A 25,415-nucleotide genomic window follows, 5' to 3' on the forward strand; every position below is an offset into this window, starting at 1 on the left:
TTAGGTGACGGTGCATTCAACGCGTCCGTAAACAGGGCGAATGGAATGGGATCAAGTGGGACTGGACCGTTATGCGTAGACGCAATCGCTGATCAATGCGTCGTTCGTTTCGATCTTCATTGCATTCTCGCGAGCTCGTGCGTCAGGTCAAAATCGTTGTTGAGCCAGATGTACTCGTCGCGCTCGATGATGGCGGCGCCCGGAGCCATGGTTGTCGATTCCGGCCAGGTTCCGATCAGTTGATTGTCGATGAAAATGCGGTGATCGGCCGCTCTTCTCGGCGTACCCAGTGGTGTGGCGAAGTAGTATCCGAACATGTCGCGGTAGCAGTAGGCGAAGCCTTGGTCTGCGCCGCCATCAGTGTCCGCATGAAGGTCGAATGAACCTTGTGTCCGCATCCGTTCGGTGGCCCACGGATAACCCGTTTCCACGCGATAAGGAATCCGAAGACCTTGACCGGAGGCGAGCCGGCCGACCCCGATGCTGCCGACACCCGATGAACGGTTGACACCCGTGCCCTCATAAAACGTCGGAAGACCACGCGGCTCCTCGCCGCGCAGAACGCCGCGCCGCGCTGCCTCAGCGCGAAATCGTTCCCAGTAGCGGGTTTCTTGCGGATTCTCTTCGAATATGATGGGGCGGACGACGCGCCAGTCGAGGAGCCAATAGCGAGGGCGATCCGACGGCCAATGGGCCCCCACCAATTCCCGCAGATCCGGCGGAATTGGAACCCGCAGAAATGAAAAGCACGCCATGCGCAGCAATGATTTATTTGGATCACCAGCTGGAAAAAATCCTTCGCCCCGGAAGAAGCTTCGGGCGTTGACCTGATCCTCTCGCCGATCGCCGATCGGGACGATATTGTCCTTCCATTTTGTCTCACGCCACGCCTTGTGGTCGGCCTCGGTCGCTTCGGTCACAGTCGCGCGATGAAATGTCAGCTTCGAGACAGGCTGCTCGTAGGCCCGCTCATTGAGATAGGCGACAAGGAATTCGAGATTGCCCGCGTCCGGCGTCCAGAACACGACCGGCATGAAATCGGCGGGGACCGGCTTCTTGGTGACATCGCGATCGCAGACGTTGGGGCTTTGAACCAGCACGCCCTCACCATTCCCGGTGCGAACGCCGTAGATGTAGGGAGCCCAGAGCGCACGGGCGCTGCGCCCTTCGCCCAGGATTTGCCTGACCTGCGAGCCGCAGGCGATGACGACTTCAATGCTGAGTGGCTCGTCGCCGTGGGATAGATCGACGACCATCCGATAAAACCAGCCAAACTTGATGCCGTCGCTTTGGCTTTGGCTCGGACCGCATGCGGCAAGACCAAGGGCGAGGCCAACCATCAGAGTCAACGAAAGCAGACGCTTTGCGAGCGCCATCACGCGCCCTCCCTCTCTCAGAGTTACGGTGTGAGTTACGTTGGCAGTGTACAAAAATGAAGTCGCAACAACCCGACCATCGCTACGTCCATTGGCACGAGGCATCATTTCGGCGAAGTGGTGTTGGGGAAAGCCGCCAGCGTTGTTGCAGACATTGGCGGCCTACACCTACAAGCAATTGCGCCGATCGCGCTTGATTTCTCGCATAAGTTGTGGCTCGGCGATCGTCTGACACATCCATTCCACCGGCCTATTTGATGCTGCGGGACGACAGCGACTGTGTCCTGCCCGCAACGCAGGCGGTTTTTGATGGTCGCTCTACTCTCCCCGAGGTTGCGGCTATTGTTGGTCGGATTGGACCCTGCTACCGCTATTTCACCACAATTGGGCTGGGGGGCTCAAATGGACTGTTTGCGTTGGTCTGCCACTTGGCTGGCGATCCTTGGAGGGGCGTGCCTTGGCGGGTGTGCTGCGCCGCTTGCGGTCAGCAGTGTGACCGACATCAGGTCGAACACCGGCAGCCGAGGGATCGACGTCTACGAGCCCAAGCGCCGGACCGGCGCGAGCGTGCCCGATTTCGCGGGTGACCAGCTGGTGGAAGTGCGGACCTATGGCAATGCCGGCCAGGGCGAGGTCGAGATGACCGGGGCCGCCTGCTCGCTGGAGGCCACCGGTTTCACCGCATCCATGACGAGCCCCGCGCAGGTGCGCGTGCCGCTCTATCGCGGACAGTCGAGCACGCTGGCCGTGACCTGCCAGAAGCCCGGCTATCAGAAGCGGATGATCACGGTCGCGCCGTTCGATGCGACGCGCCGGGCGCGTCTGGCCAGCGGCGTCAATGGCGGGCTCATCGGTGCAGTCATCGTGGCAGGCATCGATGCCGCCGCCGACAACTCGAAGAACGACTGGCGCTATCCCGTGGCGAAGGTCGTGATGGAGACCGATCCTCCCGTCGTTAGGTAATGGACGGGATCGTTCGTGATTGAAGGTGACGGCGGTTGCGGGACAGTGCACGTCACGCGTTCGATCGCCTCTCGAGATCACAGGTTCGGGGACGACGGTGCCGGCCGCAATTGAACAACGGTCGGTGATTGCCGCCTCTCCGGAGGAAATCTGGCGTCGGATCGTCACGCTCGACGGCATCAACCACGAACTGATGCCTTTCGTCCAAATGACGACGCCAAGGGCGATGGCAGGCAAGGTGAGCAGCGAGATCCGTCCGGGCGACCGGCTCGGAAAGAGCTGGCTGCTGCTGTTCGGCGTTCTGCCGTTCGACTATGATGACATCGTTGTTTCGGAAATCCAGCACCCGTGTCGTTTTCGGGAAACATCGACCATGGGGAGCCTGCGGGTATGGGAACACGAGCGCACGCTACGGCCGACTGCCGGAGGTACAGAGATCATCGACCGTGTGACATTTGAGCTGAGAGCTCCGTTGTCGATGATCCCCGGATTGCGGTCGTTGGTCGCCAGCGCCGTTTCGAGATTGTTTTCCCATCGCCACCGGCGTCTCGCCGATTGGTTTGCAAAGCAAGACCCGTAGAACGCCTGAGGAAATCATGCAGTTGCGGTGACATGCGGTTACGGCAGTTGCGGCGACAGTGCACGAAGCCAACCTCGCAAGACCCCGAGCATCGCTCGGCGTCCATCCGCACGAGGCCTCATTTCGCCGAGCGGTGTTACGAAAGCCACCAGCTCTGTTGCAGAAAATGGCCGCGCCACAATGGTGTCGATCGCGCTTGATCTCGCGCTCAAGTTGCGGTTCAGTGCCGCGGGGAGAGGCGGGGTAATGCGATACTTGCTGGTGCTTGTTCTGGCCGGGCCGTTGCTGGCCGGGTGTTTCAAGTCGACTGAAGAGGTCAGGGCCCAGCTGGCGGCCAAGGACGATCGGGACTGCCAGAGCTATGGCGCCCAGCCGGGCTCACCGGCCTACGTTCAATGCCGGGCCACCCGCGCCGCCGGCCATGACGCCGCCAATGCCGCCGAGACAGCAATCCTGGCGAACGCGCCGCCGCCACAGAACAACCAGACGGCCACGCAAGCCGGCCCCGCGCTCGCGCCGCTGCCGCCTCCGCCGCAGCGCTGCCAGACCATGCACCTGGGAATGGGGCAGTACCGGACCAACTGCTACTGAGCTGCGAGCGTGGGCTCGGGGCGACGGTTCTCGATCAGCTCCGGCTCGACAACGCCTCGGTCGCACGGAGGCGAGGCGCCTCCGGAGTGCACAGGCGCGCGATGCCCACGCCTGCGGTGATCGTGCAGTCTGTCCCAATCGGACCGCGACGGCGAAGCAGTGCGCCGTCGCTTCGATCCCAATCGGACAAGTGCAGCCAAGTTTCTGTGAGGGATGTGGTGAGCGCGCCGGGACTCGAACCCGGGACCCCATGATTAAAAGGGAGGATATTCCCGATTATCCGTTGTCACGCCCTGCCACTCACGCGCATCAAGCGCCTGATAAATCGTCATATTCTGTCATCTATCGGCAAGGGTGACTTCGTACGACCAAGCGATTTGTGCCCCCGGGGGCAACAAAAATCAGGTTGCGGCCGTTGAAAGTTACGGGGGTGTGGGGTATCGGGGGTCTAACCTGCCGTGTGCAGGGGGGAGGGCCTCAATGCCGAAACTTCTCACCGTTCAAATCATCGAAGGGCTGAAGACGGAGGACGGGAAGCGCGTCGACGTGCCCGACCCGAAGTGCCCGGGTTTGTCCATCCGGGTGACGGCAAACGGCGTCAAGTCCTGGAGCTTCAGGTATCGGCCCCCGCTTGCTTCCACCGTTGCACGGGTGACGTTGGGACGCTGGCCCTCAATGTCGATTGCTGAGGCTCGGCAGGCCGCCAACAAGCACCGCGAGCACGTCGGGCAGGGCCGCGACCCGCGCGCCGTGGTCCGACAGGAAAAGATGCGTGCGGGCGGCGGGCCGACGTTTGACGCGGTGGCCGACCTGTTCCTGAGCGCGGAGAAGAAGGGCGGGAAGGGGCCGCGCTCGACGTCGACCACGGAGGCGTACACGGCCACGCTCGCGCGGGAGGGCGGGCCGCGGGAGCTGTGGGGCCGCTGGCCTATCGGCACGATCACGCGGGCGGACGTGACGGATTATCTCCGCGGTGTCGAGAAGGTCGGGAAGATCGCGGCCAACCGACAACAGGCCATGTTGGCTTCGCTTTTCAACTACGCTGTGCGAGAAGGCAAGCTCGAAGCCAACCCGATTGCGGGCGTCGGCAAGCGCAACGCCGAACGCGTCCGGACCCGGAGCCTGAACGACGTAGAGCTTGCCGCCGTCTGGCGCGAGCTGCTGAACGTCGAGTCGCCTCACGGGCTCATCGTCCGGTGCGCGCTGCGGCTGCTTCTGCTCACCGGCTGCCGCGTGTCGGAGGTTTCAGACTTCCCCCGGAAAGAGATCGTCGAGAGTGAGCCTCCGGTTTGGTGGCTCTCACGCGAGCGGACTAAGAACGGTCGGGACTTGCGGATACCGATCGTTCCCGCCATCGGGGACGTGATCGCGGATGTTACCCGGCACGTCGAGACGACGCACGGGAAGGCCACCGAGTGGGTTTTCCCGGCAGCGGGTCTCTTCGATCGGCCGACCTCGCGCTATGCGCTCAGGGACGCTTGCGCGGCCATTGCCGAGCGCCTTGAGCTACCGAGCTTCTCACCGCACGATCTGCGGCGCACATGGACGGTTGTTGCTCTGCGCAGCGGCGTGGCGCCGCACGTTGTTGAAGCTCAGCTCAACCACGCGAAGCCGGGCGGCGGCGGGCTCTCAATCGCGGTTGGTGGGGCCTTCGCCAACTACGGCGGCGAACACGATTACCTGGAGGAAAGAAGGGACGCGTTGACGCGGGTTGCGGCGCATATCGTCGCCGCGAAGTAGAAAGTTTGTCTTTTTGTCCGCCCGTTTGCGATGAAACATTCTACGCCTGCGAATTCGTCAATAACCCCAACGGCTTGGTGGGAGGCGTCAGGCGGCTGATCAGACCTGACTTTTGTCCATCAATTCTGTCCAATAAGCTGACGAATTTCGGTGCCTGCCCGATAGTACGTGTAGTTCGCGAGCGATGGCCGCGCGCGTCAACACTTGAGAGGCACCACCGATGAGCAGCCCCGAAATCACGTCCCCGTACATCGGCATCGAAGAGGCAATGGTGTACTACCGCTGCTGCCGTTCCTCGATCCGCAACTACATCCTTCGCGGCATTCTTCCGAAACCGATCGCGATCGGCGCCAAGAAATATTGGACACGCGACCAGATCGCGCAGGCTGACGAGAACCTTCGCAGCGCGGCTTGATGCGAGCTGCTTCGCCCGCTGGCTAAGCCAGCACCACCCCAAAACAGCGCAAGCACCGGCCAAGCCTCACGCAACGCTGCGCGGGGACGGGCGCCTGCGTGCCCACCGACCGAGAGACAGCACGTGAAACTACTAGACCGAATTCCGGCCGACGACGTTCGGCCGTCGCTTCCGATCGAGATTGACGACGGCGGGGCGCCGCGAAATGACGCGGCCACAGCGTTCATGAAAAGCGAGGGCTTCAATCGCGAAGGCGGCGAAGGCGCGTGCAGCCGCCCCATCCATTCCTCGCGCCGCGTCGACCCGTACGCAATAGACATCGCGGATACAAACGGGCTCGGGCCTCTCGTCGACGAGGATGAGGACGCGACCGAACTAACCCCGCGCGATAGTCTGACCCTCTTCGAGGGTGAGCGCATCGTACTGGCCGATCAGATGCGGCGCGCGGCACGGCGAGGCGCCTTCAACCGCAAGTGTGCGGAGTGGGAGGCTGAGAAGCTGTTGACGCTGTTCGGCAGCAAGGCCGGTACCGCCCGCGCTGCGCTATCAGCGAAAGAATACAAGCTGCTCGCCGATAAGCTCGTCAAGGCGCATCGGGCAGAGCAGGCCAAGGAAGCGGCGGCAGAGCAGCGGGCAAAGCTGAGGTCGCAGGGCAAGTCCGCTCAGACCTACGCGCCTAGCTCGAATGCAGCACTCGCGGTGACCCTGCTGAAGACGATGAGCGATAGCGAGCGTAACTACGTCAACAAAGAGCTAGCAGAGAAAACAGGAGGTTGAGATGGGAAAAAAGGCACACAGAAAGGCGCGGACTGCGACCAAGCGCGAGCGCGAGAATGCGGACCGTTGGCTGCAGCACGCAAAGTCGCGGCCGGAGATCACGCTGGACGAAGCGCTAAAGCCCGGCATGGTTGCGCACGCCATCTTCGAGCATGACGATTGGTGCCCCGCGCTGGAAACGTTCAGCATCAGGGACTGCAAGTGCAGCCCGAATATCAAGTACCATCGAGAGTGAGCTACGATGACAGTCGACACAACTGGCGCCCGCCGAAGCACCAATCGCCGCAATGCCAAGTTCTTCGCCGAGGCCGGGCTCTACGTCTTCCCGTCGAATGGCAAAGTGCCGCTCGTGCCTCGCTACACGAAGGCCGACACCGCGATCTCGAAGGACGAACGCGAAGCCGCTATTGAGGAGTTCGAACTGAAGCACGGGAAAAGGCCCGTTCACGTTGGCGCCACCAACAAGGTTGCGGTCATCAATGACATGTGGCGCGAGTTTCCCGATGCCGTGCCCTCGATTTCGTGCGGCCCGTCACGGCTTGTTGTGCTCGACGCCGATCAGAAGGACGGCGGCCCTGAGAAGCTGCGCGCCTTGTTCGAAGAGCACGGCGGGCCGCCCGTTGGTGTTGCTATCAACCCCACCAAGTCTGGCGGTGCGCATTTCGTGTTTCGAGACGTCGAAGGAAAGTTCACCAACAAAGCGGGCCTGCTCAAAAAGCAATACGGCACCGACGTGCGCGGCATCGGCGGGCAGTTCGTCGGCCCCGGTTCGATCCGTGAAGATGGCGCGACCTATGGCAACACGGCGGACCGAGACGATTTTGTGCGTGCCTTCATGACCGGCAAGCTCCCGCCGCTGCCCAACTACATCGTCGAGCTGATCGGCTCGGGGAGCGGGAATATCGAGCGCGAGCAGCCCACACCCATCAAAGAGCGCGAAGTCATCAAGCTGCTCGAAGGCGCAGATTTGGAGAAGCACGCCCACGCATTCGACTCTGATCTCGGATCGTACGACCTGAACGGACTACTCGCCGACAACGCGGCTTTCAGGCAGCTATACGACGTTCCTGGATCGGATTGCTCAACCAACCGATTTCTTGCCGCTCAACACCTCATGCGCGAGTGGCCGGACATGCCCGCTCCAGCGCTCGCAGTGTTTTTCGAACAGTGGCCCGGGGCGGGCGAATACGTCGGGGGCAAGCCGGGCGCCGGGCAATACGACAAACGTCAAATCGCCCGCGAGTGGCTGAAGAATCAGGGCCTTAAGAAACCTTCGAACGGAGGGGCTTTCGACGAGGTAGACGAGATGGACGACCAAGGGGCCTACATCGCAAACGGCGGCAGTCCGGAGGGGTGGGACGCATGGCAGCAGCGCTTTGACTCGCAGCGTCTGGAGCGGCTGGCGCGGATCGAACGCGAGCGTATGCGTGACGAGGTTGGGTCCGCCAGCAAGCCGCGAGACGAAGACACCGGCAAAGACCGGAAGCCTGCCAATGGCAAGGCCCCTGCGTGGGTGCAGCACGTGGCCCGCGTCCCGCTCGATCTCGACTTGGACAAGCTGCCGCCCCGTCCGTTCGTGTACGGGGGCGAGCTGCTGCGCGGCGCTGTGGCGTTGCTCTCAGCCGCGGGCGGCGCAGGCAAGTCGCTGTTGCAGACGTCAGCGCTCGTTGATTTGAGCTGTGGCGTCGACCATCTCGGGGTCGTCATCAAGAGGCCGCGGCGTTGCTTCCTGTACGACGCTGAGGACTCGCTGACCGAAATCTATCGCAGGATCGCGGCCTACATGCGGCACCACAAGTTCACTGAGGCGATGATGGCGGACGTCCGTGAGAACCTGCTCGTTCTGAGTGGAGTCGATGGGACTATCAGAATTGCCGATCTCCAGAACGGAAAGGTGGTGGTCAACCAACGGCAAATCGAAGCGCTAGAGGCCGTGATCGCGCAGCACGCTGCGGAGGTGATCGCTGTCAACCCGCTGCGCTCGCTGCACTCGACGTCGGAGAACGGTAACGACGCAATGGGCGAGGTGATGCGCGAGCTGAACCGTATTGCTGCGGTCCACGACCTCGCCGCGTGGCTCGCCCAGCCGGCAGGCCGACAACACCATCAAGAGGGGTTGATCATGGCTCTGGCGTTCAAACAACCGCCCGAGGAGCGCGTCATCATCGAGCGCAAGGGCAACGGCGACCAGCGCGTCTGCAAGGCGAAGCAGGACGCCAGCAATGCGCGACGCTGGAACATCACGCTGGAGCATCCGAGCGGGTCGACCTTCAGCGGCTCGTTCCACGGTGACGGCAACACGGTGCATGTCGCCATGGTTCAGATGATGATGGACCGCGAGCAGATTTATCGCGAGGAGGCCGCGCGTGGGCATCGCCAGACGATCGCGGCGCGCGACGTCAACATCCCCGTCAATGACGTCGGTGAAGCCCGGATCGGCAGCTACGATCAGTCGCCACAAGCCAACCTCATTCGAAATCTTCCAAGGAGCTAATCCATGTCCCGACTGCGTATCGAACGGCTCAAGAGCTACAAGAACGAGGCAGGCCCGGCGGGCGAGGCGTCCAGCAAGGCCAATCTGAACTATTGGGCCGACCGCGCCGAGAGCAACAGCCTGCATCCGGGCAAGTCCAAGGCCGGGACGAAGGCCGATGGGCCGGGCCGCGACGACAACAACCACCTCGGCGGCACCTTCATGCCGAACGTTCGCAGGACCGGGGCGTAACATGGTCTACACGCGCCCAACGCGGTCCAAGAAGCCGCTGACGTATTCGACGGGTGGCGCGGTGCCTGTCATGGACGCGCCGCCGCCTGCGCCGCCACCGGCCGACGACGCGGCGCTCAAGCATGCCTTGGAGGCGCAGCGTCGCGCCGAGGAGATGGCGCGGGCCAAGCCGCTGACGATCGAGGAACAGATCGACGCGATGCCGAACCTGTCGGATGCGAACCGGCAATGGCTCAAGACTTATCCGCGCCTGATTTCGCCGGACGTCGCGCCGCTGGCGCACCGCGCCTATGCGATGGCCAGGGCGGAAGGCGTCCCGGACGACAGCGACGAGATGCGCGAGCGGGTGACGCGAGAAGTTGCCGCCGATCTGGAGCGGATGGAGAAGGCGCGCAGCGGCGCTCTGCGCACTGATCCGGCAGTCGAGCCGGAGCCGGAGCCCGAACCGGAGCCGGCCTATGAGCCGCCGGCCGTCGTCGCCGCGAGGCCCGCACCGCCGCCGCAGCGACCGCAGGCGCCGCGCCGGTCATTGCCGGGCGGCGTAGCCGCGCCCGTGTCCCGCGAGGTCCATAGCGGCAGCGGCCGGAGAGAGGCGCCGTCGACACATACCCTGACCGCCGAGGAACGGGCCATCGCCCGCAACTCGTTCGGCGCCGTCAACGGCACCGGATTGAGCGACGATCAGAAAGAGCGGCTCTACCTTCAGAACAAGCTTCGCTATCAGGCCATGGTGGCCAACGGCGAGTATTCGAAGCAGACCGAGCGATGACCTATTCCGACGATCCCAAGATCGCCGCCGACGTCCGTCTGCTGATGCATGTCGGCCATTACGCGCACCCGTGGTGGCCGCATGCTTGGGTTCTGACCCGTGCCGAGGTCGTCGAGGTCGTCCGCGCCGAACACGGCGCCGAGGCGGCCCGCTCGATCAGGATCACGGTGCACTGATGGCGATCCCAACGGCCAGAGATCACGGTCTGAAGGCGATTGAGGACACCATGGCGAACGTCGCAACGCGTCTCGTCACGATGCGCTTCACGCCCGGCCCAAAGGACCGGGCAGGCCTGCGCGAGACGTTGCAAACCCTTGTCGACCTGGTGATGCGATATGCCGACGACTGCGAGTAGCGACAAATACGTCCCCGGCCAGACCTACAAGCTGGCGAAGTCGACGGCCGAGCGCTTCCGCGATCTCAACGCGTGGATCATGAAACGCGGCGGATGGATCACCAGCATTCCGGGCGAGCAGCCGGCCGTCATCGAGTGCCTGCAGGGCTCGTTCATCCTGACCGATCTGGACGCCGCCGGGTATGAGATCACGCCGATCGGCGGGGCAGAGCGCATCCTGCCGGGCGCGATCGTGACGACCGATAAGCAGGACGACGGGACGACCATCACGACGCGTCACGCCGGCATCACGGCGACGTTCCGGTACGAAGTCCGTTACTGACGCTCGCTCTGCTGGATCGAGTACGGCGCCACGTGCGGCGGCATGCGGCTGATGTAGAGGATCGCCAGCGCCATGATCGCGGTCAGGATCACGCCGAGCAGGAAGCCGAGGCAAAGCGCCGTGATCACCACCAGCTTGAGGATGGTCGCGTCGCGGCGCTCATCGGTATCCGGCATGCTTAAGCATTCCGGCAGTGATCATCAAAACGCTTCGCAAAGCTCCGCTGCTCCCAGAGGGGGGCCAGCAGCATGAAGGCCATCAGAGCGACGGCGGTGAGAAGGGTGGCGGCAACACCGGCAACGAAGCCAATAGCGAAGGTCATTGCCGCACCTCCGCATCATCCGACAGATCGGCGACGTATTGGCAGACGGTGCTTTCAAAGCCGAGCGCGCAGGCCGGCTTCACGATGTCCAGATACGCCGCATAGAGGACGCCGAGACCGGCACAGAGGCCGAAAAGGATTTTGCGCACGGATACACCTCCCCGTTTTGGGGTCTGGCGATCCGGGCATGACGGCCCTTGATCTGGAAATGGGATTGCGCCGGGCCTTGGCCGAGACGACCGGGGGTCGGCCCCCCGGTCTCGCAACGCCCAATGATTGCCGCGTCAATTGGGCTGACGCAAGCACAAGATTACCTCAATTGCGCCGGGGACCGGCCCAACATGAGGAGGACGCCGCCGATCGCCGTGCGAGCGTGTCAGCAACCGTAAGGCTTTTGCTGACATATCGCTGACATGGCGTTTCGAGCGTGTCAGCAGTTTCGGGCTAAGTGCTTGATTTGGTTGGTGAGCGCGCCGGGACTCGAACCCGGGACCCCATGATTAAAAGTCACGTGCTCTACCGGCTGAGCTACGCGCTCGCTTCCCAGGAAGCGGTGTGACGGCAGTACCGTCACTGTCCGGATCGTCGGCAGGTGACCATCAGAACGCTTGCGGCGTGGCCGTGGTTCACTGCGGGCTTACGGGAACGGGGGCTGACCCCTGGCCCGTGGGCCGCATGCTGTCGTGCGCGCTGTGTAGGGGGTGGGTGCGGTCCGGTCAATAGGGCGGGGAGGGAAACCACAGGGTGGCGGGCGTCTCGAAAGACGGCCGCGGGCGGGATGCCCCATGGGATGGATACGAGGACCGGCGCGGCCGGCGGTCAGCCGACGCGCCAGGCCCCAACCTCACACCTTCTCCACCACCTTCGTCGCCGCGGCGCTCAGCGGTGCCGGCTGCATGGGTTGCATCCCTGGGCCGGCCAGCTCCGGCACCCAGACCGGGCGCAGGCCGATCAGTTCGGCGGTGCGGATGGTGGCGTGGCGCCAGAACTCGAAGGAGTTGATGCGCGACATCTCCAGCACGGCGATCGCGACCGCGGACAGGAACGGCAGGCTCTCCAGGATCAGGACCGCGGCGAAGATGTAGAGCTCGGTGATGGCGTGGTAGTTGGTCATGATCAGGATGGTGGCGCCGATCAGGAGCAGCACGCCGATCACCGCCTCCCAGAACGCCTGGAACTCGATCGACATCCTGGAGAGACCGCCCTTGGACGTGCGAGCGAACGCCAAATGCTCGGTGATCAGGCCCTGCGCCACGGCGCGGCTGACCGTCCATTGCACCGACATCGCCGCGATCATCGCGCCCAGCATCTGCCACGGCCGGATCGCGACGCGCAGCCGGTAGAGAATGAGGAAGTGCGCGAGCGACACCACGAAGGCGGCGATGATCGGGATGGTCAGGATCTTGTCGGGAATGGCGATGCCGGCGAAGGCCACGATCGGCACCCAGATCAGGTTGAGGATCGCGACGACGACGCCGAGGCTCTCGGCGCCGAGCCAGTTCAGCCAGCCGAGCGAGAACTCGCGCTTCTGGTCTGATGTCAGCCGGCTCCGGCCGGGCAGGAAGCGCTGCCAGTGCTTCTTGACGATCTGGAAGCCGCCATAGGCCCAGCGATGGCGCTGCTTCTTGAACGCCTCGTAGGTGTCCGGCAGCAGGCCCGAGCCGTAGCGGGTGGCGGTGTAGTGGGTCTGCCATCCGAGCTCCTGGATGGCGAGGCCGAGGTCGGTGTCCTCGCAGATCGTGTCGCTCGACCAGCCGCCGGCCATGTCCATCGCCGCGCGGCGGATCAGGCACATCGTGCCGTGCACGATGATCGCGTTCTCCTCGTTGCGCTGGACCATGCCGATGTCGAAGAAGCCGGCATATTCGCCGTTCATGATGTAGTGCATCAGCGACAGGTGCTCGTCGCGATGCTCCTGCGGCGCCTGCACGAGGCCCACGGCGGGGTCGGCGAAGGCCGGCACGAGGTCGGAGAGCCAGTCCGGCGTCACCACATAGTCGGCGTCGATGATGCCGATGATCTCGGCATCGGCCGCGGTGCGCTCCATCGCGATGCGCAGCGCGCCGGCCTTGAAGCCCTTGACCTTCTCGGCGTTGATGAACTTGAAGCGCTCGCCGAGCATGCGGCAGTGATCCTGGATCGGCTGCCAGAACGCCGGGTCGGGCGTGTTGTTGATGATGCAGACCACCTCGTAGTTCGGGTAGTCGAGCCGCGCCAGCGCATCCAGCGTCTGCTTCATCATCTCGACCGGCTCGAAATAGGCCGGCACGTGGATCGAGACCTTCGGGCAATAGCCCTCCGGCGCCTTGGCGCGGTCGCGCGCGACTTTGTCACGGGTGAGGAGCCGGCGCGGCTCGCGGCCGAAGGCGATCGCGGCGATCTCCTCGATGCGGGCCATAGCGATGAGAATCAGGGGGACAAGGAGCGTGAGGCCGAGCGTCAGCGCGAAGGCCGAGCCCCAGACGAAATAATGCACGTTCCAATAGGCGAAGACGTTGGACACCCAGGCGCCGACGCCATGCGCCGTGATCGCCAGCAGCATCGCCTGCAGCAGCGTCGGCCGGCGCAGCCGCACGATCGGCAATGACAGGAGCACGCCGACGAGCAGCGCGATGGTCGCGAGCTTCCAATAGTCCGGGTTCACGATCGGACCGGTCCACGAGAATTTTGCTTCGCGCGCGGCGTTCAGCACGCCCCAGTACGGGCCGACGCCGCCTTCGAAGAATTTCCAGGGCTGATCGATGCCCTCGACGATGTTGTACTCCATGCCGATTGCCTCGGCGCGGGTGACGAAATTGCGCAGCACCCAGGCCTGCTGGAACGGGCCGGGATCGGCGATGCCACGGTTGTAGCCCTCGCTCGGCCAGCCGAACTCGGCGATCACGATGCGCTTGCCGGGGAATTTTTCGCGCAGCAGCTGATAGCGATCGACTGCCTGGTCGACGGCCTGGGTGTGACTGAAGAACTCCCAATACGGCAGCACGTGCGCGGCGATGAAATCGACGTTGGAGGCGAGCTGCGGATAGTCGCGCCACAGGTTCCAGATCTCGCCGGTGGTCACGGGCACGCTGACCGACTTCTTGACCTTCTTGATGTAGCCGATCAGTTCGTCCGGCTTGAGCTCGCCGCGGTACAAGGTCTCGTTGCCGACGACGACGCCGATGACGTTGCTGTTGCGGCGGGCGAGCTGGACAGCGGCGGCGATCTCGCGCTCGTTGCGGTCCTCGTTCTTGTCGATCCAGACGCCGAGCATGACCTTGAGGCCGACCTCGGCCGCGATCGGCGGCACCAGCTCGACGCCGCCGGTCGATGAATACAGGCGGATCGCGCGGGTGATGCTGGCGAGCTTCTTCAGGTCGCTTCGGATGCGCTCGGCATTCGGGATGTTGTCGACGTCGGGATGGTCGGTGCCCTCGAACGGCGCATAGGACACGCTCGGCAGCATGCCGGTGAAATCGGGCGCGTTCTGCTTGGTTTGCAACACGCCCCACAGCGCGGCATGCGCGGCGGCGACGAACAGGATGACGGCTGCGATCACGCGCATCGGTCAGGACACCATGGCGGGCTTAAGGAGTGAGGAGCGGCTGTTCCGACGCGGGAGACGCGCGGCGCACCGGCGGCACGCTCGGCCGGCGTGCTGCCCAGGCACGCCATGCGAAGCGCGGCTTCGATCAGACACCGGCAAGTCCGTCATTGGCCCTGCCGGTGATCACATTAAGGCCGGTTCATCACTGAACGAGGGCTGAACCGCCGGAACGATCGACGCCGAACCACCTGCGACAGGATACCGCTGCAGCGCGATTAAACAACTGCAGCGGGGCCTGCAATCCTCACCGCGCAGCCCGGCGCGGCGGGCAGGGCGCCTATTGCTTGGCCGGCTGCGGCGCGGGTTGCGCCGCGGGCGCCGCCGGGGCGGCCTGAGGCGCCGACCCCGCCGGAGCCGGCGGAGCGGCCGGCGCCGGAGCGGCGGCCACCTGCGGCTTGGCGTCCGGATTGATCCAGCAGGTGTGGACGTGGTTGTTCAGCGAGTTCGGCACCTTGTCGTCGATCTGGGCGATGAACCGCGTCAGGCAGCGGAACGAGGCCTGGACATGGCCGCCGGGGCAGCCGAAGCGGTCATACAGGTCGAGATGGCGGAAGGCGGTATCGAGGTCGTCGCGGTACATCAGCTGCACGACCCGGCGGCCGAGCCAGACGCATTCGGGATTGCCGGCCGGCCCGCCGCTGAGCGCCTGGGCGGCCTCGCCGAATTCGTCTGCCTTGCGCTGGTTCTCCTTGGCGTCGGCCGGATTGGCCGCCTGCGGCTTCTGGTCCTGGGGATGGTCGTTGCCGCTCTGGGCGAAGGCGCCGGGCAGGCCGGCCAGGACCGAAAGGCCGAGAGCCGCACACAGGCGCAAAACCGAAAACTTGGACTGGAGCACGCGTCGACCCATAAATTCCCCGAATGTTGCCTTCATGCCGTCCCCTCGGGGACGCAGTGTTGATGCCGGTCAAATCAGCCCCGATTGCGGCGGGAGGTTGATTCCGACCATCGCATGCCGTTCCTAACGGGCGAGTGAACCGCTCCAAACAACGGACGCAACGGGCAGGTCAGCCCGGGATTCCCAATGACTGGAATCTCGGATTTTGTCCAGCAAGGCCCCAACTTTCTCGCGTCATCGTAAAAGCCGGATTGGGATCGGGAGCCGCCCACGCCTGGGGGCTCCGGAGTTCGCCTACTTGGCAGATCGCCGCCAACCGGGTAATCGACACCTCCCTGCCTGGAGACACGGAACTGAAATCCCTTCGTACGCCGCTGGCGCTTCTGCTCATTTCCTTGGGTGTCATCGCCGCCGCGTGGTGGTGGCTGGCCAAGCCGATCACGCTCGCCCGGGCGCCGATCGAGCTCGATTCGAAGGTGCAATGCGTCTCCTACGCCCCGTTCCGGGGCCAGCAGAGCCCGCTCGACCCGACCACCCACATCGACGCCGAGCAGATCGAGCAGGATCTGGTCCAGCTCGCCAAGATCTCAGAATGCGTCCGTACCTATTCGATCGAGAACGGTCTCGACCAGGTGCCGGGCATCGCCGCCCGCGTCGGCATCAAGGTCATCCAGGGGATCTGGCTCGGCTCCAACAAGCTGAAGAACCAGCAGCAGATCGGCATCGCCGTCGACCTGATCAAGCGCTCTCCGCAGGTGATCACCGGCGTCGTCGTCGGCAACGAGGTGCTGCTGCGCGGCGAGATGACCACCGCCGACCTCGCCGCGACCATCCGCAGCGTCAAGGCGCAGGTCCAGGTGCCCGTGACCTATGCCGACGTCTGGGAATTCTGGCTGCGCAATCGCGAGCTCTACGACATCGTCGATTTCGTCACCGTTCATATTCTTCCTTACTGGGAGGACATGCCGGTGCGCGCCAAGTTTGCCGCCTCGCATGTCGATACCATCCGCCAGCAGGTTGGCGTGGCGTTCCCCGGCAAGGAGATCCTGATCGGCGAGACCGGCTGGCCGAGCGAGGGGCGGATGCGCGAGGGCGCGCTGCCGTCGCGCGCCAACCAGGCGCGGGTGGTGTCGGAGATCCTGACGCTGGCCAAGCGCGAGAATTTCCGCGTCAACCTGATCGAGGCCTATGACCAGCCGTGGAAGCGCAAGCTCGAGGGCACGGTCGGCGGCTATTGGGGCCTGATCAGCGACGATACGCGGGCGCTGAAATATCCGCCGGGCGAGCCCGTCAGCAACTTTCCGCAGTGGAAGCTGCAGATGGGCGCCGGCATGGCGCTGTCCTTCATCGTCTTCATGGCCGGTTGGCTGACGGTGCGGCGCCGGCCCTGGCCGCCGCACATTTCGGCGTGGATCGGGGTCGCGATCTCGGCAACCACGGCCGGTGTGCTGCTCGGCATGGCCGCGGACAAGATGTACTATGAGAGCCTCGGCTTTGGCGGCTGGCTGCAATGGGGCGCGCTGCTCGCCGCCGGCGTGCTGTCGCCGATCCTGGCCGCCAACGCCGCGATGGCCGGCCGTCCCCTGCCGACCTTTCTCGATCTGCTCGGGCCGGCCGATGGCCGCAAGCAGCTGAAGATCACCTTCGCGCTGGGTCTGGTTCTGATCGTCACGGTGCTGATCGCGGCCCAGACGGCGCTCGGCTTCGTGTTCGATCCGCGCTACCGCGACTTTCCGTTCGCCAGCCTGACCATGGCGGTGGTGCCGTTCGCGATGCTCATGGCCAACCGTCCGGCGCAGGGCGTGCGCCCGATCGCGGAGGCAAGCTTCGCCGGCCTGCTGGCGATCGCCTCGGTCTACGTCATCTACAATGAAGGCCGGGACAATTGGCAGGCGCTGTGGACCTGCGCGATGTACCTGACGCTCGCCGTTACGCTGTGGCGGGCGCGGGCCGCGCAAATCCGAGGATGAGCAGGCCGATCGCCAGCCCCGACAGCACGATGTTGTAGAGCACGATGCCGAGCCCGGCGGCGACCAGTCCGCCGGTCAAGAGTACGATCGACGGCCGCATCACGTGCAGCACCGCGATCACCAGCGCGGTGGCGCCGAACACTGAATTCTTGAACAGCGTGGTAGCGACCGCGCGGCTCTTGCAGGCGAGCGTCTGCAGGCCGGCGTCGCAGGCGAGCGCGACGCTCGACAGCTCGATCGCGAGATAGCGCAGGTAGAGGGCGTAGCCGACGGTGACGAAGCCGACGATCAGGAGCCATTGCACCTGATAGGGCGAGAGGCGGAACGGGGTCTTTTTCATGCGCGGGACTATGCTGCGGAACGGGCCTGCGGACAAGCCGCAAACGGACTTCACGGATTGGCTTCACAATCCGTCCCAAGCACCTTTCGCGGCAAGATGATTTGAGGCTCAGGAGCGGCGGAAGAAGGACGACAGCGCCGACGGCTGCTCCGGCTTTGGTGCCTCCGCCGGGGGCGCCGCGGGCGCGGCCGCCGCCGGCGGTTCCTCGCGCCTGCTGCCGTGACGCTGCTGCGCCTGCGGCTGCAGCACCCGGCGACGCTGGGCCGGCAGCGGCTTCTGCATCGCCGGCACGGCCGGCTTGACCGTCTCGCTGGCGTCGGGCTCGTCGCGGATCGCCAGACGCTGGCCATCATAGACGGTGGTTTCACAGGGACGCTGCTGCTCGGCCAGGGCCGCACAGATCCTGGCGGCCGCGGCGGCATCGCCGAGCGGGCCGGCGCCCAGCCGCAGTTGCATGCCGGGACCGGCCTGGCCTTCCTTGAGGATGATGATCGGCCGCAGCGCGGCCAGATCGGGGTTGGCCTTGCTCAGGCCGCGCCACATCGCCCGCAGGCCGCCAATCGAATTCGCCCCGCCGAGATCGACGGCAAACTCGGTCTTCTGGACGATCGCAGCCGCGACATCCGCATTATCCGTGCCCTTCGCAGCCGGCGCCTCGGCGGGCAGTTCGGCCTTGGCGAGCTTGTCGCCGTCCGCGGGCTTGCCGGCGGCGGCCGGGGAGGGCGACGCGGCGGGGGCCGGCGGAGGACCTCCGGCGAGCATGGCCGCGGAGAGCGGCTTCGCGGCTTCCGTCGGCGACGGGGACGGCGATGGCAGGGCCGCACTGGCGGGCTGACTGGCGGTTCCCGGCGCGCCGCTCGGCGCCGCCATGAAGGGGGACATATTGGCAAAGGCCGGTAATGCGCTCGGGGACGGCGAGGACGGCTGCGTCTCGACCGCGGCGATCGCCGGGGGCGCGGACTTGCCGGCGATGGCCGGGCTGGCGGCGGCCTGGGAACTCTGTTTGGCGAGCGTGCCGGTAACCGATTCCAGGCCCTGCTCGAGCACGGTCACGCGCGCAAACAGCCGGTCGCGGTCGGTGTTGAGCGTCTCGATGGCGGCGCCGAGCTGGCGCGCCTCGCCCTGCGTCTCCCGGGCGAGCGACTGGATCAGCTTGGCCTGGCGCGACAGATCGGCCGAAGAGATCCGGTCCTGCCGCAGCCCGTGGGCGGCCTGGTTGGCGACAACGGCTAGGCCTACGGCGCCGACGGCGCCCGCGCCCCACCAGCCGAGCCGCCACATCGCCCGGCGATCGAACTCGTTCTCGTCCGCAAACAGTCCGGACAGCGTTCCGCCCGTCTTTTCGGCTCCTTGCGCGCCGGCTGATTTGTGGAAGTCCCTAGCCATGAACCTGCCTTAATCGAATCATGAAGCGAACATTATCAGGAAAACCACCATAGGCTTCAGCTGCTGCGGCTTGCCGCGGGCAGAAAACGCTTTATGACAGCGCCGGTGTGGCACTTCTGATTGCCTACTTATTTCAAGGTGTTGAATGACCGCTCGAACCAGTCTCACGATCGTGCTTGCGGCGGGCGAGGGCACGCGGATGCGCACCAGCATCCCGAAAGTGCTGCATCCGATCGCCGGCGAATCAATGCTCGCTCACGTGCTGGCGTCGGCGCCGCATGGCGATGGTGCCGACGTGGCGGTGGTGATCGGTCCCGATCACGACGCCGTCGAGCGTGAGGCGAAGCGGCTGCGGCCGAACGCCGACATTTTCGTCCAGCACGAGCGGCTGGGCACGGCGCATGCGGTTCTGGCGGCCCGGCCGGCGATCGCGCGCGGCGCCGATGACCTGCTGGTCGCCTTCGGCGATACGCCGCTGATCACCGCCGACACCTTCGCGCGGATGCGGGCGCCGCTGGCCGCGGGCGCGGCCATCGCCGTGCTCGGCTTCCGTGCTGCCGATCCGACCGGTTACGGCCGCCTGCTGATGGATGGATCGAAGCTGGTCGCGATCCGGGAGCAGGCCGATGCGAGCGAGGCGGAGCGGGCGATCACGCTGTGCAACGCCGGTGTGATGGCACTGGCCGGCCGGCACGCGCTGGCCATTCTCGACAAGATCAGCAACGCCAACAAGAAGGGCGAATATTATCTCGTCGATGCGGTCGCAATCGCGCGCGAACTCGGCCTCGATGCGGTCGTGATCGAAACCTCGGAGGACGAGGTCCGCGGCATCAATACCAAGGCGCAGCTCGCCCAGGCCGAAGCCGCGATGCAGACCCGCTTGCGGCAGGCGGCGATGGAAGCCGGCGTGACCCTGATCGCGCCGGAGACGGTGTTTCTCGCGGCCGACACCACGTTCGGCAGGGACGTGACCATCGAGCCGTTCGTCGTCATCGGACCGGGCGTGTCGATCGGCGATGGCGCCATCGTGCATTCGTTCTCGCACATCGTGCAGTCCAGGCTGGGCAGCAAGACGCTGCTCGGACCGTTCGCGCGTCTCAGACCCGGAACGTCGATGGGGGACGGCGCCAAGATCGGCAATTTCGTCGAGGCCAAAGCCGCGGTGCTGGAGCCGGGCGTGAAGGTCAACCACCTGTCCTACATCGGCGACGCCCATGTCGGCGCCAACGCCAACATCGGCGCCGGCACCATCACCTGCAACTACGACGGCTTCAACAAGTACAAGACTGTTATCGGCGAGGGCGCGTTCATCGGCACCAACACCTCGCTGGTGGCGCCGATCAACATCGGCGCGCGCGCCTATATCGGCTCGGGATCGGTGATCACGCGCGACGTGCCCGATGATGCGCTGGCGCTGGAGCGCAGCCCGCAGACCACGCGCGAGGGCGCGGCGGCGCGGTTCCGGAGCGCGAAGCAACGTCAGAAGAAGTAGGGCCCTCGGCGGAAAGGGCAGCGTGGAGCTTGGTCAGCTGATCTTCGACGTGGCCAGGGAGGTGCTGATCGCGACCATGCGGTTGGCAACGTTGTCTGGCCGCATGCTCTACGCCGCGATCGGACTCACGCCGGGGCGGGACATCATGTTCCTCGCCGGAATTGGTGTTTGGGCACTCATCGGCACGATCGCCTCGGCCTGGCTCGTCTGATGCGGACCGCCGTGCGAAGCTAGTCCTCGTCGTCCTGGAACTCGGCGAACATTGCCCGCGTGAGGCGCCAGCCGCGCCGCGTCCCGTGCTTGACGGGCTCGTTGGTGCGATGCTTGATCGGCATCGGCTTGAGCTCATGGGCGAGGGTGGGCGGCGGCCAGTGCGCGAGATGGCTGCCGGAGGTGGGGTGCGACAGGCTCAGCGGGCTGGTGCCTTTGGGATCAGTCGAGCGGTTATTGGTCATGGCGTCATCTCCGACGCGACAGTGTCGCCGTGAAAGCGTTGACCGGGCGTTAAGCGCGCTTCGAACTGACCTCCGCGTCGAACCGGAGTTGATTGGCCGCCCGCGCGGTTAAGCCTGCCACTTAACCCTGTCGCAATCCGCAATAATTATTGAATCCTGAAAGCGCGCGGTTTTCGTTAAGACAATGCCACGCATTTGAATCTCTCTCGACGATTTGGGGACTAGCGCTGATGTGCGGAATCATCGGGATCCTGGGACGCGGGCCGGTTGCCGAGCACCTCGTCGATTCCCTCAAGCGTCTCGAATATCGCGGCTACGACTCCGCGGGCGTTGCGACGCTGGAAGGTGATCACCTGGATCGCAGGCGCGCCGAGGGCAAGCTCAAGAACCTGGAGAAGCGGCTTGAGCGGGAGCCGCTGAAGGGCCACGCCGGCATTGGTCACACGCGTTGGGCAACGCACGGCAAGCCGACCGAGGGCAACGCGCATCCGCACGCGACTGACAACGTTGCAGTGGTGCACAACGGCATCATCGAGAATTTTCGCGAACTACGTGCCGAGCTCGAAACGCAGGGCGCCAAGTTCACCTCAGAGACCGACACCGAGACAGTCGTTCATCTCGTGAATTCCTATCTGCTGAAGGGCCACACCCCGCAGCAAGCGGTTGCTGCGTCGCTGCCGCATCTGAAGGGCGCATTCGCGCTCGCCTTCCTGTTCAAGGGGCATGGCAATCTCCTGATCGGCGCCCGCAAGGGCTCGCCGCTGGCGATGGGTTATGGCGACGGCGAGATGTTCCTCGGCTCGGACGCGATCGCGCTGGCGCCGTTCACCGATACGATCAGCTATCTCGACGATGGCGACTGGGTCGAGATCACCCGCGACTCCGGCATCATCCATGATGCATCGGGCGCAGTGGTGAAGCGTGACGTGCTGAAATCCGGTGCGTCGTCGTTCCTGGTCGACAAGGCCAACTACCGCCACTTCATGGCCAAGGAGATTCACGAGCAGCCCGAGGTCGTCGGCCACACCTTGGCGCGGTACGTCGACATGGGCACCGAACGCGTGATGCTGCCGGCGCGGCTGCCGTTCGACTTCAAGGACATCCAGCGCATCTCGATCACCGCCTGCGGCACCGCGAGCTATGCCGGCTTCGTCGCCAAATACTGGTTCGAGCGGTTTGCGCGCGTGCCGGTCGAACTCGATGTCGCCTCCGAGTTCCGCTACCGCGAGGCGCCGCTGCGCAAGGGCGATCTTGCGATCTTCATCTCGCAATCGGGCGAGACCGCCGACACGCTGGCGGCACTACGCTATGCCAAGTCGCAGGGCGTGCACACGCTGTCGGTCGTCAACGTGCCGACCTCGACGATCGCGCGCGAGAGCGATGTGGTGATGCCGACCCTGGCCGGCCCCGAAATCGGCGTCGCCTCGACCAAGGCGTTCACCTGTCAGCTGATGGTGCTGGCGGCGCTGGCGATCGCTGCCGGCCGCGGCCGCGGCGAACTTTCCGAAGCCGACGAGACCAAGCTGGTGCACGGCCTCGTCGAGGTGCCGCGCCTGATCGCTTCGGCGCTGACCACCGAGCCGCAGATCGAGAAGCTCGCCCGCGAGATCGCCAAGTCGAAGGACGTGCTGTATCTCGGCCGCGGCACCTCCTATCCGCTGGCGCTCGAAGGTGCGCTGAAGCTGAAGGAGATCTCCTACATCCATGCCGAGGGCTACGCGGCCGGCGAGCTCAAGCACGGCCCGATCGCGCTGATCGACGAGACCATGCCGGTCGTCGTCATCGCGCCCTATGATCGCGTGTTCGAGAAGACGGTGTCGAACATGCAGGAGGTCGCAGCACGCGGCGGCAACATCATCCTGATGACCGATGCCAAGGGCGCCGAGGAAGCGACCGTGGAGTCGCTGGTCACGATCACCATGCCCGACATGGCCGCGACCTTCACCCCGATCGTCTACGCCGTTCCGGTGCAGTTGCTCGCCTATCACACCGCCGTCGTCATGGGCACCGACGTCGACCAGCCGCGCAATCTGGCGAAGTCCGTGACGGTGGAGTAGGACGCTAAGGCGTGAGTTGCGACGCTGCCTCGATACATTCAGTGTCATCCCGGCGAACGCCGGGATCCATAGCCACCGCGTTTGATGATGGGCAGCTCTGACGGCTCCAGCGGGGCCCAAACCACCTCCTGGGAGTATGGATCCCGGGTCGGCGCTGCGCCAACGCTGGCGCGCTGGCGCAGCTTGCCCGGGACGACGACTGAGTTTGGTCGCGCTGCCATGTCACCCAATGACCGGAATTCGCAATGGCCCTCAACACCTGGCTGCTGTTTCTCGTCACCGCGGTGGGCATCTCGCTCACCCCCGGACCAAACGGCCTGCTGGCGCTGACGCACGGGGCGTTGCATGGCGGACGGAAGACGCTGTTCACGATTGCCGGCGGCTTGATCGGCTTCATCCTCATCATGGCGCTGTGCATGTTCGGGATCGGCGCGCTGGTGCAGTCCTCGATCACCTGGCTCGTCGTGCTGAAGTGGATTGGCGGGCTCTACCTCGCCTGGCTCGGCATCAAGCTGTGGCGATCGCCGCCGGTGGCGGTCGATCTCGGCCATGCGCGCGCCAGGGCCAGCGGGCATCAGATGTTTCGCCAGGGCTTCCTGACCGCTGCGACCAATCCCAAATGCCTGCTGTTCTTCAGCGCGCTGTTGCCGCAATTCGTCGATCCCGGTCGCAGCCTGCTCGGGCAGTTCGCGATCGTCGCCCTGACCTATACGGTCACCGAATTCCTGACCGAGGTGGCGATCGCCAGCGCCGCCGCCCGGGTTCGTCCCTGGCTTGCCCGGGCCGGGCGCCGCTTCAACCAGGTCTGCGGCAGCATCTTCGTGGCCGTGGGATTGGCGTTGCCGCTGCGCAGCGCCTAGCAGGCTGATTTTTGACGCTTTTTGCGAGCGGGCCGGGCGGACCACCCCACGCGGGCGGCAAAGCGCCCGGCTGTGTCGGAAAGAGGGCCTTGCCCTTTCAAAAATCTGCTAAGAGCCTAGCTGAGATCTGATCCGACCTGGAAGTTCGCATGAGTTCCCGCGACGACGTGCCGCCCGAGACCGATCCCTTGGCCGAAGCCCCGGCCGAGACGCCCCACCATGGGTTGATGTTTCGGTTTCGAAACTACTTTTTGACCGGGCTCGTGGTTGCCGGACCCGTCGCGATCACCCTCTATCTCACCTGGTGGTTCGTCACCTGGGTGGACGGTCTGGTGCGTCCCTTCGTGCCGCTGGCTTACCGCCCTGAAACCTATCTGCCGTTCGGTGTGCCCGGCTCCGGGCTGATCGTGGCCGTGATCGGTCTCACGCTGGTGGGCTTCCTCGCCGCCAACTTGATCGGGCGCACCCTGGTCGATCTGGGCGAGCGTCTGCTCGGCCGCATTCCCGCGGTCCGCGCGATCTATCGCGGTCTCAAGCAGGTGTTCGAGACGCTGTTCTCGGGCAAGGGCTCCAGCCTGCGCAGGGTCGGCCTGGTGGAGTTTCCCTCGCCGGGCATGTGGTCGATCGTGCTGATCTCGCAGCCGCCGAGCACGGAAATCGCCAACCGTCTGCCAGGGGACGACGAGCAGATTTCAGTGTTCCTGCCGTGCGCGCCGAACCCGACGACCGGCTTCTTCTTCTATCTGCCGAAGAGCAAGATCATCGAGGTCGACATGAGCGCCGAGGATGCGGCGACCCTGATCATGTCCTGCGGCGTGGTGCAGCCGGGCTCCGATCAGCAGAAGAAGGCGGCGGCGCTCGCCAATATGGCCAACGCCGCGCGCGTCGCCAGCGCCCAGCCGGCGCCGCAATTGGAGCCGGCCAAGGTCGACTGAGCCGGTCGGCTGAGTTCGCCGGCTGATCAGCCGGCGTCCTGCGGCACGAACACGCGCAGGCGATGCCCGTCGGGATCACGCGCAACGAAAGTCGTGCCGAAATCCATCCGCGTCGGCGCTTGAAGGATCGGCAGGCCGCGCGCCTTCCAGTCGTCGTGAATGCGTTCCACCTCTCCGGCATCGCCGACCGTGAATGCAACCTCGCTTGAGCCTGCGGCGCCCGCCGCGGCGGGCTCGATCGTGTGCCGTGACCACAGCCCCAGCATGACCCCGTCGCGCAGCGGCAGCATCGCGAAGGTCGGCGATTGGTCGATGATCGGACGTCCCAGCAGATCGGCATAGAAGGCCGCGCTGGCCGGCGGGTTGTCGACATAGAGAATCAGGAAGCTGAACTCGGGCATGGGTGTCTCCGTTGGCGGCGCCGGCAGCGGCGCTTGCCCGCCGGAATAGCCGAGCCCCCTGCCAGATTCTGTCAGCAGTGTTTCTTGAGCCGTGCGCCGGGCGGGCGTGCGTGCGCTGAGTGGTGCTTCGCGCTGCATGATGATGCCCGGAAGGCACAGCAAG

Annotated in this window: 29 protein-coding genes and 1 tRNA gene; 19 read left to right on the plus strand and 11 right to left on the minus strand. The window is 65.0% G+C overall.

The window, feature by feature from the left end:
• Positions 1–116 precede the first annotated feature (116 nt).
• Positions 117–1,376 (minus strand): hypothetical protein, encoded by a 1,260-nt coding sequence (locus ACQR07_RS02780; RefSeq protein ID WP_434900821.1) that lies wholly within the window; start codon positions 1,374–1,376, stop codon positions 117–119.
• Positions 1,377–1,868: 492 nt separating this feature from the next.
• Between ACQR07_RS02780 and ACQR07_RS02785 the strand changes: the two genes are divergently transcribed.
• From ACQR07_RS02785 to ACQR07_RS02845, 13 genes are all read left to right on the plus strand, one after another.
• Entirely contained in the window at positions 1,869–2,339 is a 471-nt protein-coding gene (locus ACQR07_RS02785; RefSeq protein ID WP_434900822.1) for a hypothetical protein, read from the plus strand.
• A gap of 19 nt (positions 2,340–2,358) precedes the next feature.
• Positions 2,359–2,919, plus strand: a complete 561-nt coding sequence (locus tag ACQR07_RS02790) for a hypothetical protein (protein WP_434900823.1) — start codon at positions 2,359–2,361, stop codon at positions 2,917–2,919.
• 246 nt (positions 2,920–3,165) lie between these two features.
• Positions 3,166–3,510: a hypothetical protein gene (locus ACQR07_RS02795; RefSeq protein ID WP_434900824.1), complete on the plus strand. Its 345-nt coding sequence runs from the start codon at positions 3,166–3,168 to the stop codon at positions 3,508–3,510.
• A 480-nt stretch (positions 3,511–3,990) separates the two neighbouring features.
• Positions 3,991–5,250, plus strand: coding sequence for a tyrosine-type recombinase/integrase (locus ACQR07_RS02800; protein ID WP_434900825.1), 1,260 nt, complete (start codon positions 3,991–3,993; stop codon positions 5,248–5,250).
• Positions 5,251–5,470: 220 nt separating this feature from the next.
• Positions 5,471–5,665: a hypothetical protein gene (locus ACQR07_RS02805; protein ID WP_434900826.1), complete on the plus strand. Its 195-nt coding sequence runs from the start codon at positions 5,471–5,473 to the stop codon at positions 5,663–5,665.
• A 123-nt stretch (positions 5,666–5,788) separates the two neighbouring features.
• Positions 5,789–6,442, plus strand: a complete 654-nt coding sequence (locus ACQR07_RS02810; protein ID WP_434900827.1) for a hypothetical protein — start codon at positions 5,789–5,791, stop codon at positions 6,440–6,442.
• A 1-nt stretch (position 6,443) separates the two neighbouring features.
• Positions 6,444–6,677, plus strand: coding sequence for a hypothetical protein (locus ACQR07_RS02815; protein WP_434900828.1), 234 nt, complete (start codon positions 6,444–6,446; stop codon positions 6,675–6,677).
• A 6-nt stretch (positions 6,678–6,683) separates the two neighbouring features.
• On the plus strand, positions 6,684–8,936 hold the full coding sequence (locus tag ACQR07_RS02820; protein ID WP_434900829.1) for an AAA family ATPase: 2,253 nt from the start codon (positions 6,684–6,686) through the stop codon (positions 8,934–8,936).
• Positions 8,937–8,939: 3 nt separating this feature from the next.
• Positions 8,940–9,167: a hypothetical protein gene (locus ACQR07_RS02825; protein WP_434900830.1), complete on the plus strand. Its 228-nt coding sequence runs from the start codon at positions 8,940–8,942 to the stop codon at positions 9,165–9,167.
• A gap of 1 nt (position 9,168) precedes the next feature.
• On the plus strand, positions 9,169–9,936 hold the full coding sequence (locus ACQR07_RS02830) for a hypothetical protein (protein ID WP_434900831.1): 768 nt from the start codon (positions 9,169–9,171) through the stop codon (positions 9,934–9,936).
• A complete protein-coding gene (locus ACQR07_RS02835) occupies positions 9,933–10,112 on the plus strand; it encodes a hypothetical protein (RefSeq protein WP_434900832.1) in 180 nt (59 codons plus the stop codon). Before ACQR07_RS02830 ends, ACQR07_RS02835 begins: the two co-directional genes overlap by 4 nt.
• The gene (locus ACQR07_RS02840) at positions 10,112–10,291 is read left to right on the plus strand and encodes a hypothetical protein (RefSeq protein ID WP_434900833.1); all 180 of its coding nucleotides are present in this window, start codon (positions 10,112–10,114) and stop codon (positions 10,289–10,291) included. The genes ACQR07_RS02835 and ACQR07_RS02840 overlap by 1 nt, the downstream gene beginning before the upstream one ends.
• A complete protein-coding gene (locus ACQR07_RS02845) occupies positions 10,272–10,613 on the plus strand; it encodes a hypothetical protein (protein ID WP_434900834.1) in 342 nt (113 codons plus the stop codon). The genes ACQR07_RS02840 and ACQR07_RS02845 overlap by 20 nt, the downstream gene beginning before the upstream one ends.
• Here the strand turns inward: ACQR07_RS02845 and ACQR07_RS02850 are convergent.
• From ACQR07_RS02850 to ACQR07_RS02875, 6 genes are all read right to left on the minus strand, one after another.
• Positions 10,607–10,789, minus strand: a complete 183-nt coding sequence (locus tag ACQR07_RS02850; protein ID WP_434900835.1) for a hypothetical protein — start codon at positions 10,787–10,789, stop codon at positions 10,607–10,609. The two genes, ACQR07_RS02845 and ACQR07_RS02850, sit on opposite strands and share 7 nt — an antisense overlap.
• Positions 10,790–10,791: 2 nt before the next feature.
• Complete coding sequence (locus ACQR07_RS02855) at positions 10,792–10,935, minus strand: hypothetical protein (protein ID WP_434900836.1); 144 nt, start codon at positions 10,933–10,935, stop codon at positions 10,792–10,794.
• On the minus strand, positions 10,932–11,084 hold the full coding sequence (locus ACQR07_RS02860; RefSeq protein ID WP_434900837.1) for a hypothetical protein: 153 nt from the start codon (positions 11,082–11,084) through the stop codon (positions 10,932–10,934). Before ACQR07_RS02860 ends, ACQR07_RS02855 begins: the two co-directional genes overlap by 4 nt.
• A 313-nt stretch (positions 11,085–11,397) precedes the next feature.
• Positions 11,398–11,473 (minus strand) — tRNA-Lys (locus ACQR07_RS02865).
• Between the two features lie 306 nt (positions 11,474–11,779).
• Positions 11,780–14,479 carry a glycosyltransferase gene (locus tag ACQR07_RS02870; protein WP_434900838.1) on the minus strand — a complete coding sequence of 900 codons (2,700 nt, stop codon included), beginning with the start codon at positions 14,477–14,479 and terminating at the stop codon, positions 11,780–11,782.
• 319 nt (positions 14,480–14,798) lie between these two features.
• Positions 14,799–15,368, minus strand: a complete 570-nt coding sequence (locus tag ACQR07_RS02875) for a beta-1-3, beta-1-6-glucan biosynthesis protein (RefSeq protein ID WP_434901050.1) — start codon at positions 15,366–15,368, stop codon at positions 14,799–14,801.
• Between the two features lie 377 nt (positions 15,369–15,745).
• Between ACQR07_RS02875 and ACQR07_RS02880 the strand changes: the two genes are divergently transcribed.
• Positions 15,746–17,326, plus strand: a complete 1,581-nt coding sequence (locus ACQR07_RS02880; RefSeq protein WP_434901051.1) for a beta-(1-6) glucans synthase — start codon at positions 15,746–15,748, stop codon at positions 17,324–17,326.
• Here ACQR07_RS02880 and ACQR07_RS02885 read toward each other — a convergent pair.
• Positions 17,286–17,666 (minus strand): hypothetical protein, encoded by a 381-nt coding sequence (locus ACQR07_RS02885; RefSeq protein WP_434867240.1) that lies wholly within the window; start codon positions 17,664–17,666, stop codon positions 17,286–17,288. The genes ACQR07_RS02880 and ACQR07_RS02885 overlap by 41 nt on opposite strands.
• Before the next feature lie 108 nt (positions 17,667–17,774).
• On the minus strand, positions 17,775–19,052 hold the full coding sequence (locus ACQR07_RS02890; protein ID WP_434900839.1) for a hypothetical protein: 1,278 nt from the start codon (positions 19,050–19,052) through the stop codon (positions 17,775–17,777).
• Positions 19,053–19,197: 145 nt separating this feature from the next.
• Here ACQR07_RS02890 and glmU point away from each other — a divergent pair, with 145 nt between their 5' ends.
• Complete coding sequence (gene glmU, locus ACQR07_RS02895) at positions 19,198–20,544, plus strand: bifunctional UDP-N-acetylglucosamine diphosphorylase/glucosamine-1-phosphate N-acetyltransferase GlmU (protein WP_434900840.1); 1,347 nt, start codon at positions 19,198–19,200, stop codon at positions 20,542–20,544.
• A 22-nt stretch (positions 20,545–20,566) separates the two neighbouring features.
• Complete coding sequence (locus tag ACQR07_RS02900; RefSeq protein WP_434900841.1) at positions 20,567–20,755, plus strand: hypothetical protein; 189 nt, start codon at positions 20,567–20,569, stop codon at positions 20,753–20,755.
• A 19-nt stretch (positions 20,756–20,774) separates the two neighbouring features.
• On the opposite strand, the gene ACQR07_RS02905 is transcribed toward ACQR07_RS02900, so the two are convergent.
• Entirely contained in the window at positions 20,775–20,999 is a 225-nt protein-coding gene (locus tag ACQR07_RS02905; RefSeq protein ID WP_434867244.1) for a hypothetical protein, read from the minus strand.
• A gap of 230 nt (positions 21,000–21,229) precedes the next feature.
• Between ACQR07_RS02905 and glmS the strand changes: the two genes are divergently transcribed.
• The 3 genes from glmS (at position 21,230) to ACQR07_RS02920 (ending at position 24,851) form a co-directional block, all read left to right on the plus strand.
• Complete coding sequence (glmS, locus tag ACQR07_RS02910) at positions 21,230–23,056, plus strand: glutamine--fructose-6-phosphate transaminase (isomerizing) (protein ID WP_434900842.1); 1,827 nt, start codon at positions 21,230–21,232, stop codon at positions 23,054–23,056.
• A 245-nt stretch (positions 23,057–23,301) separates the two neighbouring features.
• A complete protein-coding gene (locus tag ACQR07_RS02915) occupies positions 23,302–23,916 on the plus strand; it encodes a LysE family translocator (protein WP_434900843.1) in 615 nt (204 codons plus the stop codon).
• Between the two features lie 149 nt (positions 23,917–24,065).
• Positions 24,066–24,851 carry a DUF502 domain-containing protein gene (locus ACQR07_RS02920; RefSeq protein ID WP_434900844.1) on the plus strand — a complete coding sequence of 262 codons (786 nt, stop codon included), beginning with the start codon at positions 24,066–24,068 and terminating at the stop codon, positions 24,849–24,851.
• A gap of 26 nt (positions 24,852–24,877) precedes the next feature.
• On the opposite strand, the gene ACQR07_RS02925 is transcribed toward ACQR07_RS02920, so the two are convergent.
• Positions 24,878–25,252 (minus strand): VOC family protein, encoded by a 375-nt coding sequence (locus ACQR07_RS02925; RefSeq protein WP_434901052.1) that lies wholly within the window; start codon positions 25,250–25,252, stop codon positions 24,878–24,880.
• Positions 25,253–25,415 lie beyond the last annotated feature (163 nt).

Source organism: Bradyrhizobium sp. HKCCYLS20291, assembly GCF_051167715.1.
GTDB lineage: Bacteria > Pseudomonadota > Alphaproteobacteria > Rhizobiales > Xanthobacteraceae > Bradyrhizobium.

What these genes read in the sequence shown, in the direction of transcription:
- ACQR07_RS02780 (WP_434900821.1), bottom strand. Translation starts at nt 1,376, where the DNA reads ATGGCGCTCGCAAAGCGTCTGCTTTCGTTGACTCTGATGGTTGGCCTC.
- ACQR07_RS02795 (WP_434900824.1), top strand. Translation starts at nt 3,166, where the DNA reads ATGCGATACTTGCTGGTGCTTGTTCTGGCCGGGCCGTTGCTGGCCGGG.
- ACQR07_RS02800 (WP_434900825.1), top strand. Translation starts at nt 3,991, where the DNA reads ATGCCGAAACTTCTCACCGTTCAAATCATCGAAGGGCTGAAGACGGAG.
- ACQR07_RS02805 (WP_434900826.1), top strand. Translation starts at nt 5,471, where the DNA reads ATGAGCAGCCCCGAAATCACGTCCCCGTACATCGGCATCGAAGAGGCA.
- ACQR07_RS02815 (WP_434900828.1), top strand. Translation starts at nt 6,444, where the DNA reads ATGGGAAAAAAGGCACACAGAAAGGCGCGGACTGCGACCAAGCGCGAG.
- ACQR07_RS02820 (WP_434900829.1), top strand. Translation starts at nt 6,684, where the DNA reads ATGACAGTCGACACAACTGGCGCCCGCCGAAGCACCAATCGCCGCAAT.
- ACQR07_RS02825 (WP_434900830.1), top strand. Translation starts at nt 8,940, where the DNA reads ATGTCCCGACTGCGTATCGAACGGCTCAAGAGCTACAAGAACGAGGCA.
- ACQR07_RS02830 (WP_434900831.1), top strand. Translation starts at nt 9,169, where the DNA reads ATGGTCTACACGCGCCCAACGCGGTCCAAGAAGCCGCTGACGTATTCG.
- ACQR07_RS02835 (WP_434900832.1), top strand. Translation starts at nt 9,933, where the DNA reads ATGACCTATTCCGACGATCCCAAGATCGCCGCCGACGTCCGTCTGCTG.
- ACQR07_RS02840 (WP_434900833.1), top strand. Translation starts at nt 10,112, where the DNA reads ATGGCGATCCCAACGGCCAGAGATCACGGTCTGAAGGCGATTGAGGAC.
- ACQR07_RS02845 (WP_434900834.1), top strand. Translation starts at nt 10,272, where the DNA reads ATGCCGACGACTGCGAGTAGCGACAAATACGTCCCCGGCCAGACCTAC.
- ACQR07_RS02850 (WP_434900835.1), bottom strand. Translation starts at nt 10,789, where the DNA reads ATGCCGGATACCGATGAGCGCCGCGACGCGACCATCCTCAAGCTGGTG.
- ACQR07_RS02855 (WP_434900836.1), bottom strand. Translation starts at nt 10,935, where the DNA reads ATGACCTTCGCTATTGGCTTCGTTGCCGGTGTTGCCGCCACCCTTCTC.
- ACQR07_RS02870 (WP_434900838.1), bottom strand. Translation starts at nt 14,479, where the DNA reads ATGCGCGTGATCGCAGCCGTCATCCTGTTCGTCGCCGCCGCGCATGCC.
- ACQR07_RS02875 (WP_434901050.1), bottom strand. Translation starts at nt 15,368, where the DNA reads ATGGGTCGACGCGTGCTCCAGTCCAAGTTTTCGGTTTTGCGCCTGTGT.
- ACQR07_RS02885 (WP_434867240.1), bottom strand. Translation starts at nt 17,666, where the DNA reads ATGAAAAAGACCCCGTTCCGCCTCTCGCCCTATCAGGTGCAATGGCTC.
- ACQR07_RS02890 (WP_434900839.1), bottom strand. Translation starts at nt 19,052, where the DNA reads ATGGCTAGGGACTTCCACAAATCAGCCGGCGCGCAAGGAGCCGAAAAG.
- glmU (WP_434900840.1), top strand. Translation starts at nt 19,198, where the DNA reads ATGACCGCTCGAACCAGTCTCACGATCGTGCTTGCGGCGGGCGAGGGC.
- ACQR07_RS02905 (WP_434867244.1), bottom strand. Translation starts at nt 20,999, where the DNA reads ATGACCAATAACCGCTCGACTGATCCCAAAGGCACCAGCCCGCTGAGC.
- glmS (WP_434900842.1), top strand. Translation starts at nt 21,230, where the DNA reads ATGTGCGGAATCATCGGGATCCTGGGACGCGGGCCGGTTGCCGAGCAC.
- ACQR07_RS02915 (WP_434900843.1), top strand. Translation starts at nt 23,302, where the DNA reads ATGGCCCTCAACACCTGGCTGCTGTTTCTCGTCACCGCGGTGGGCATC.
- ACQR07_RS02920 (WP_434900844.1), top strand. Translation starts at nt 24,066, where the DNA reads ATGAGTTCCCGCGACGACGTGCCGCCCGAGACCGATCCCTTGGCCGAA.
- ACQR07_RS02925 (WP_434901052.1), bottom strand. Translation starts at nt 25,252, where the DNA reads ATGCCCGAGTTCAGCTTCCTGATTCTCTATGTCGACAACCCGCCGGCC.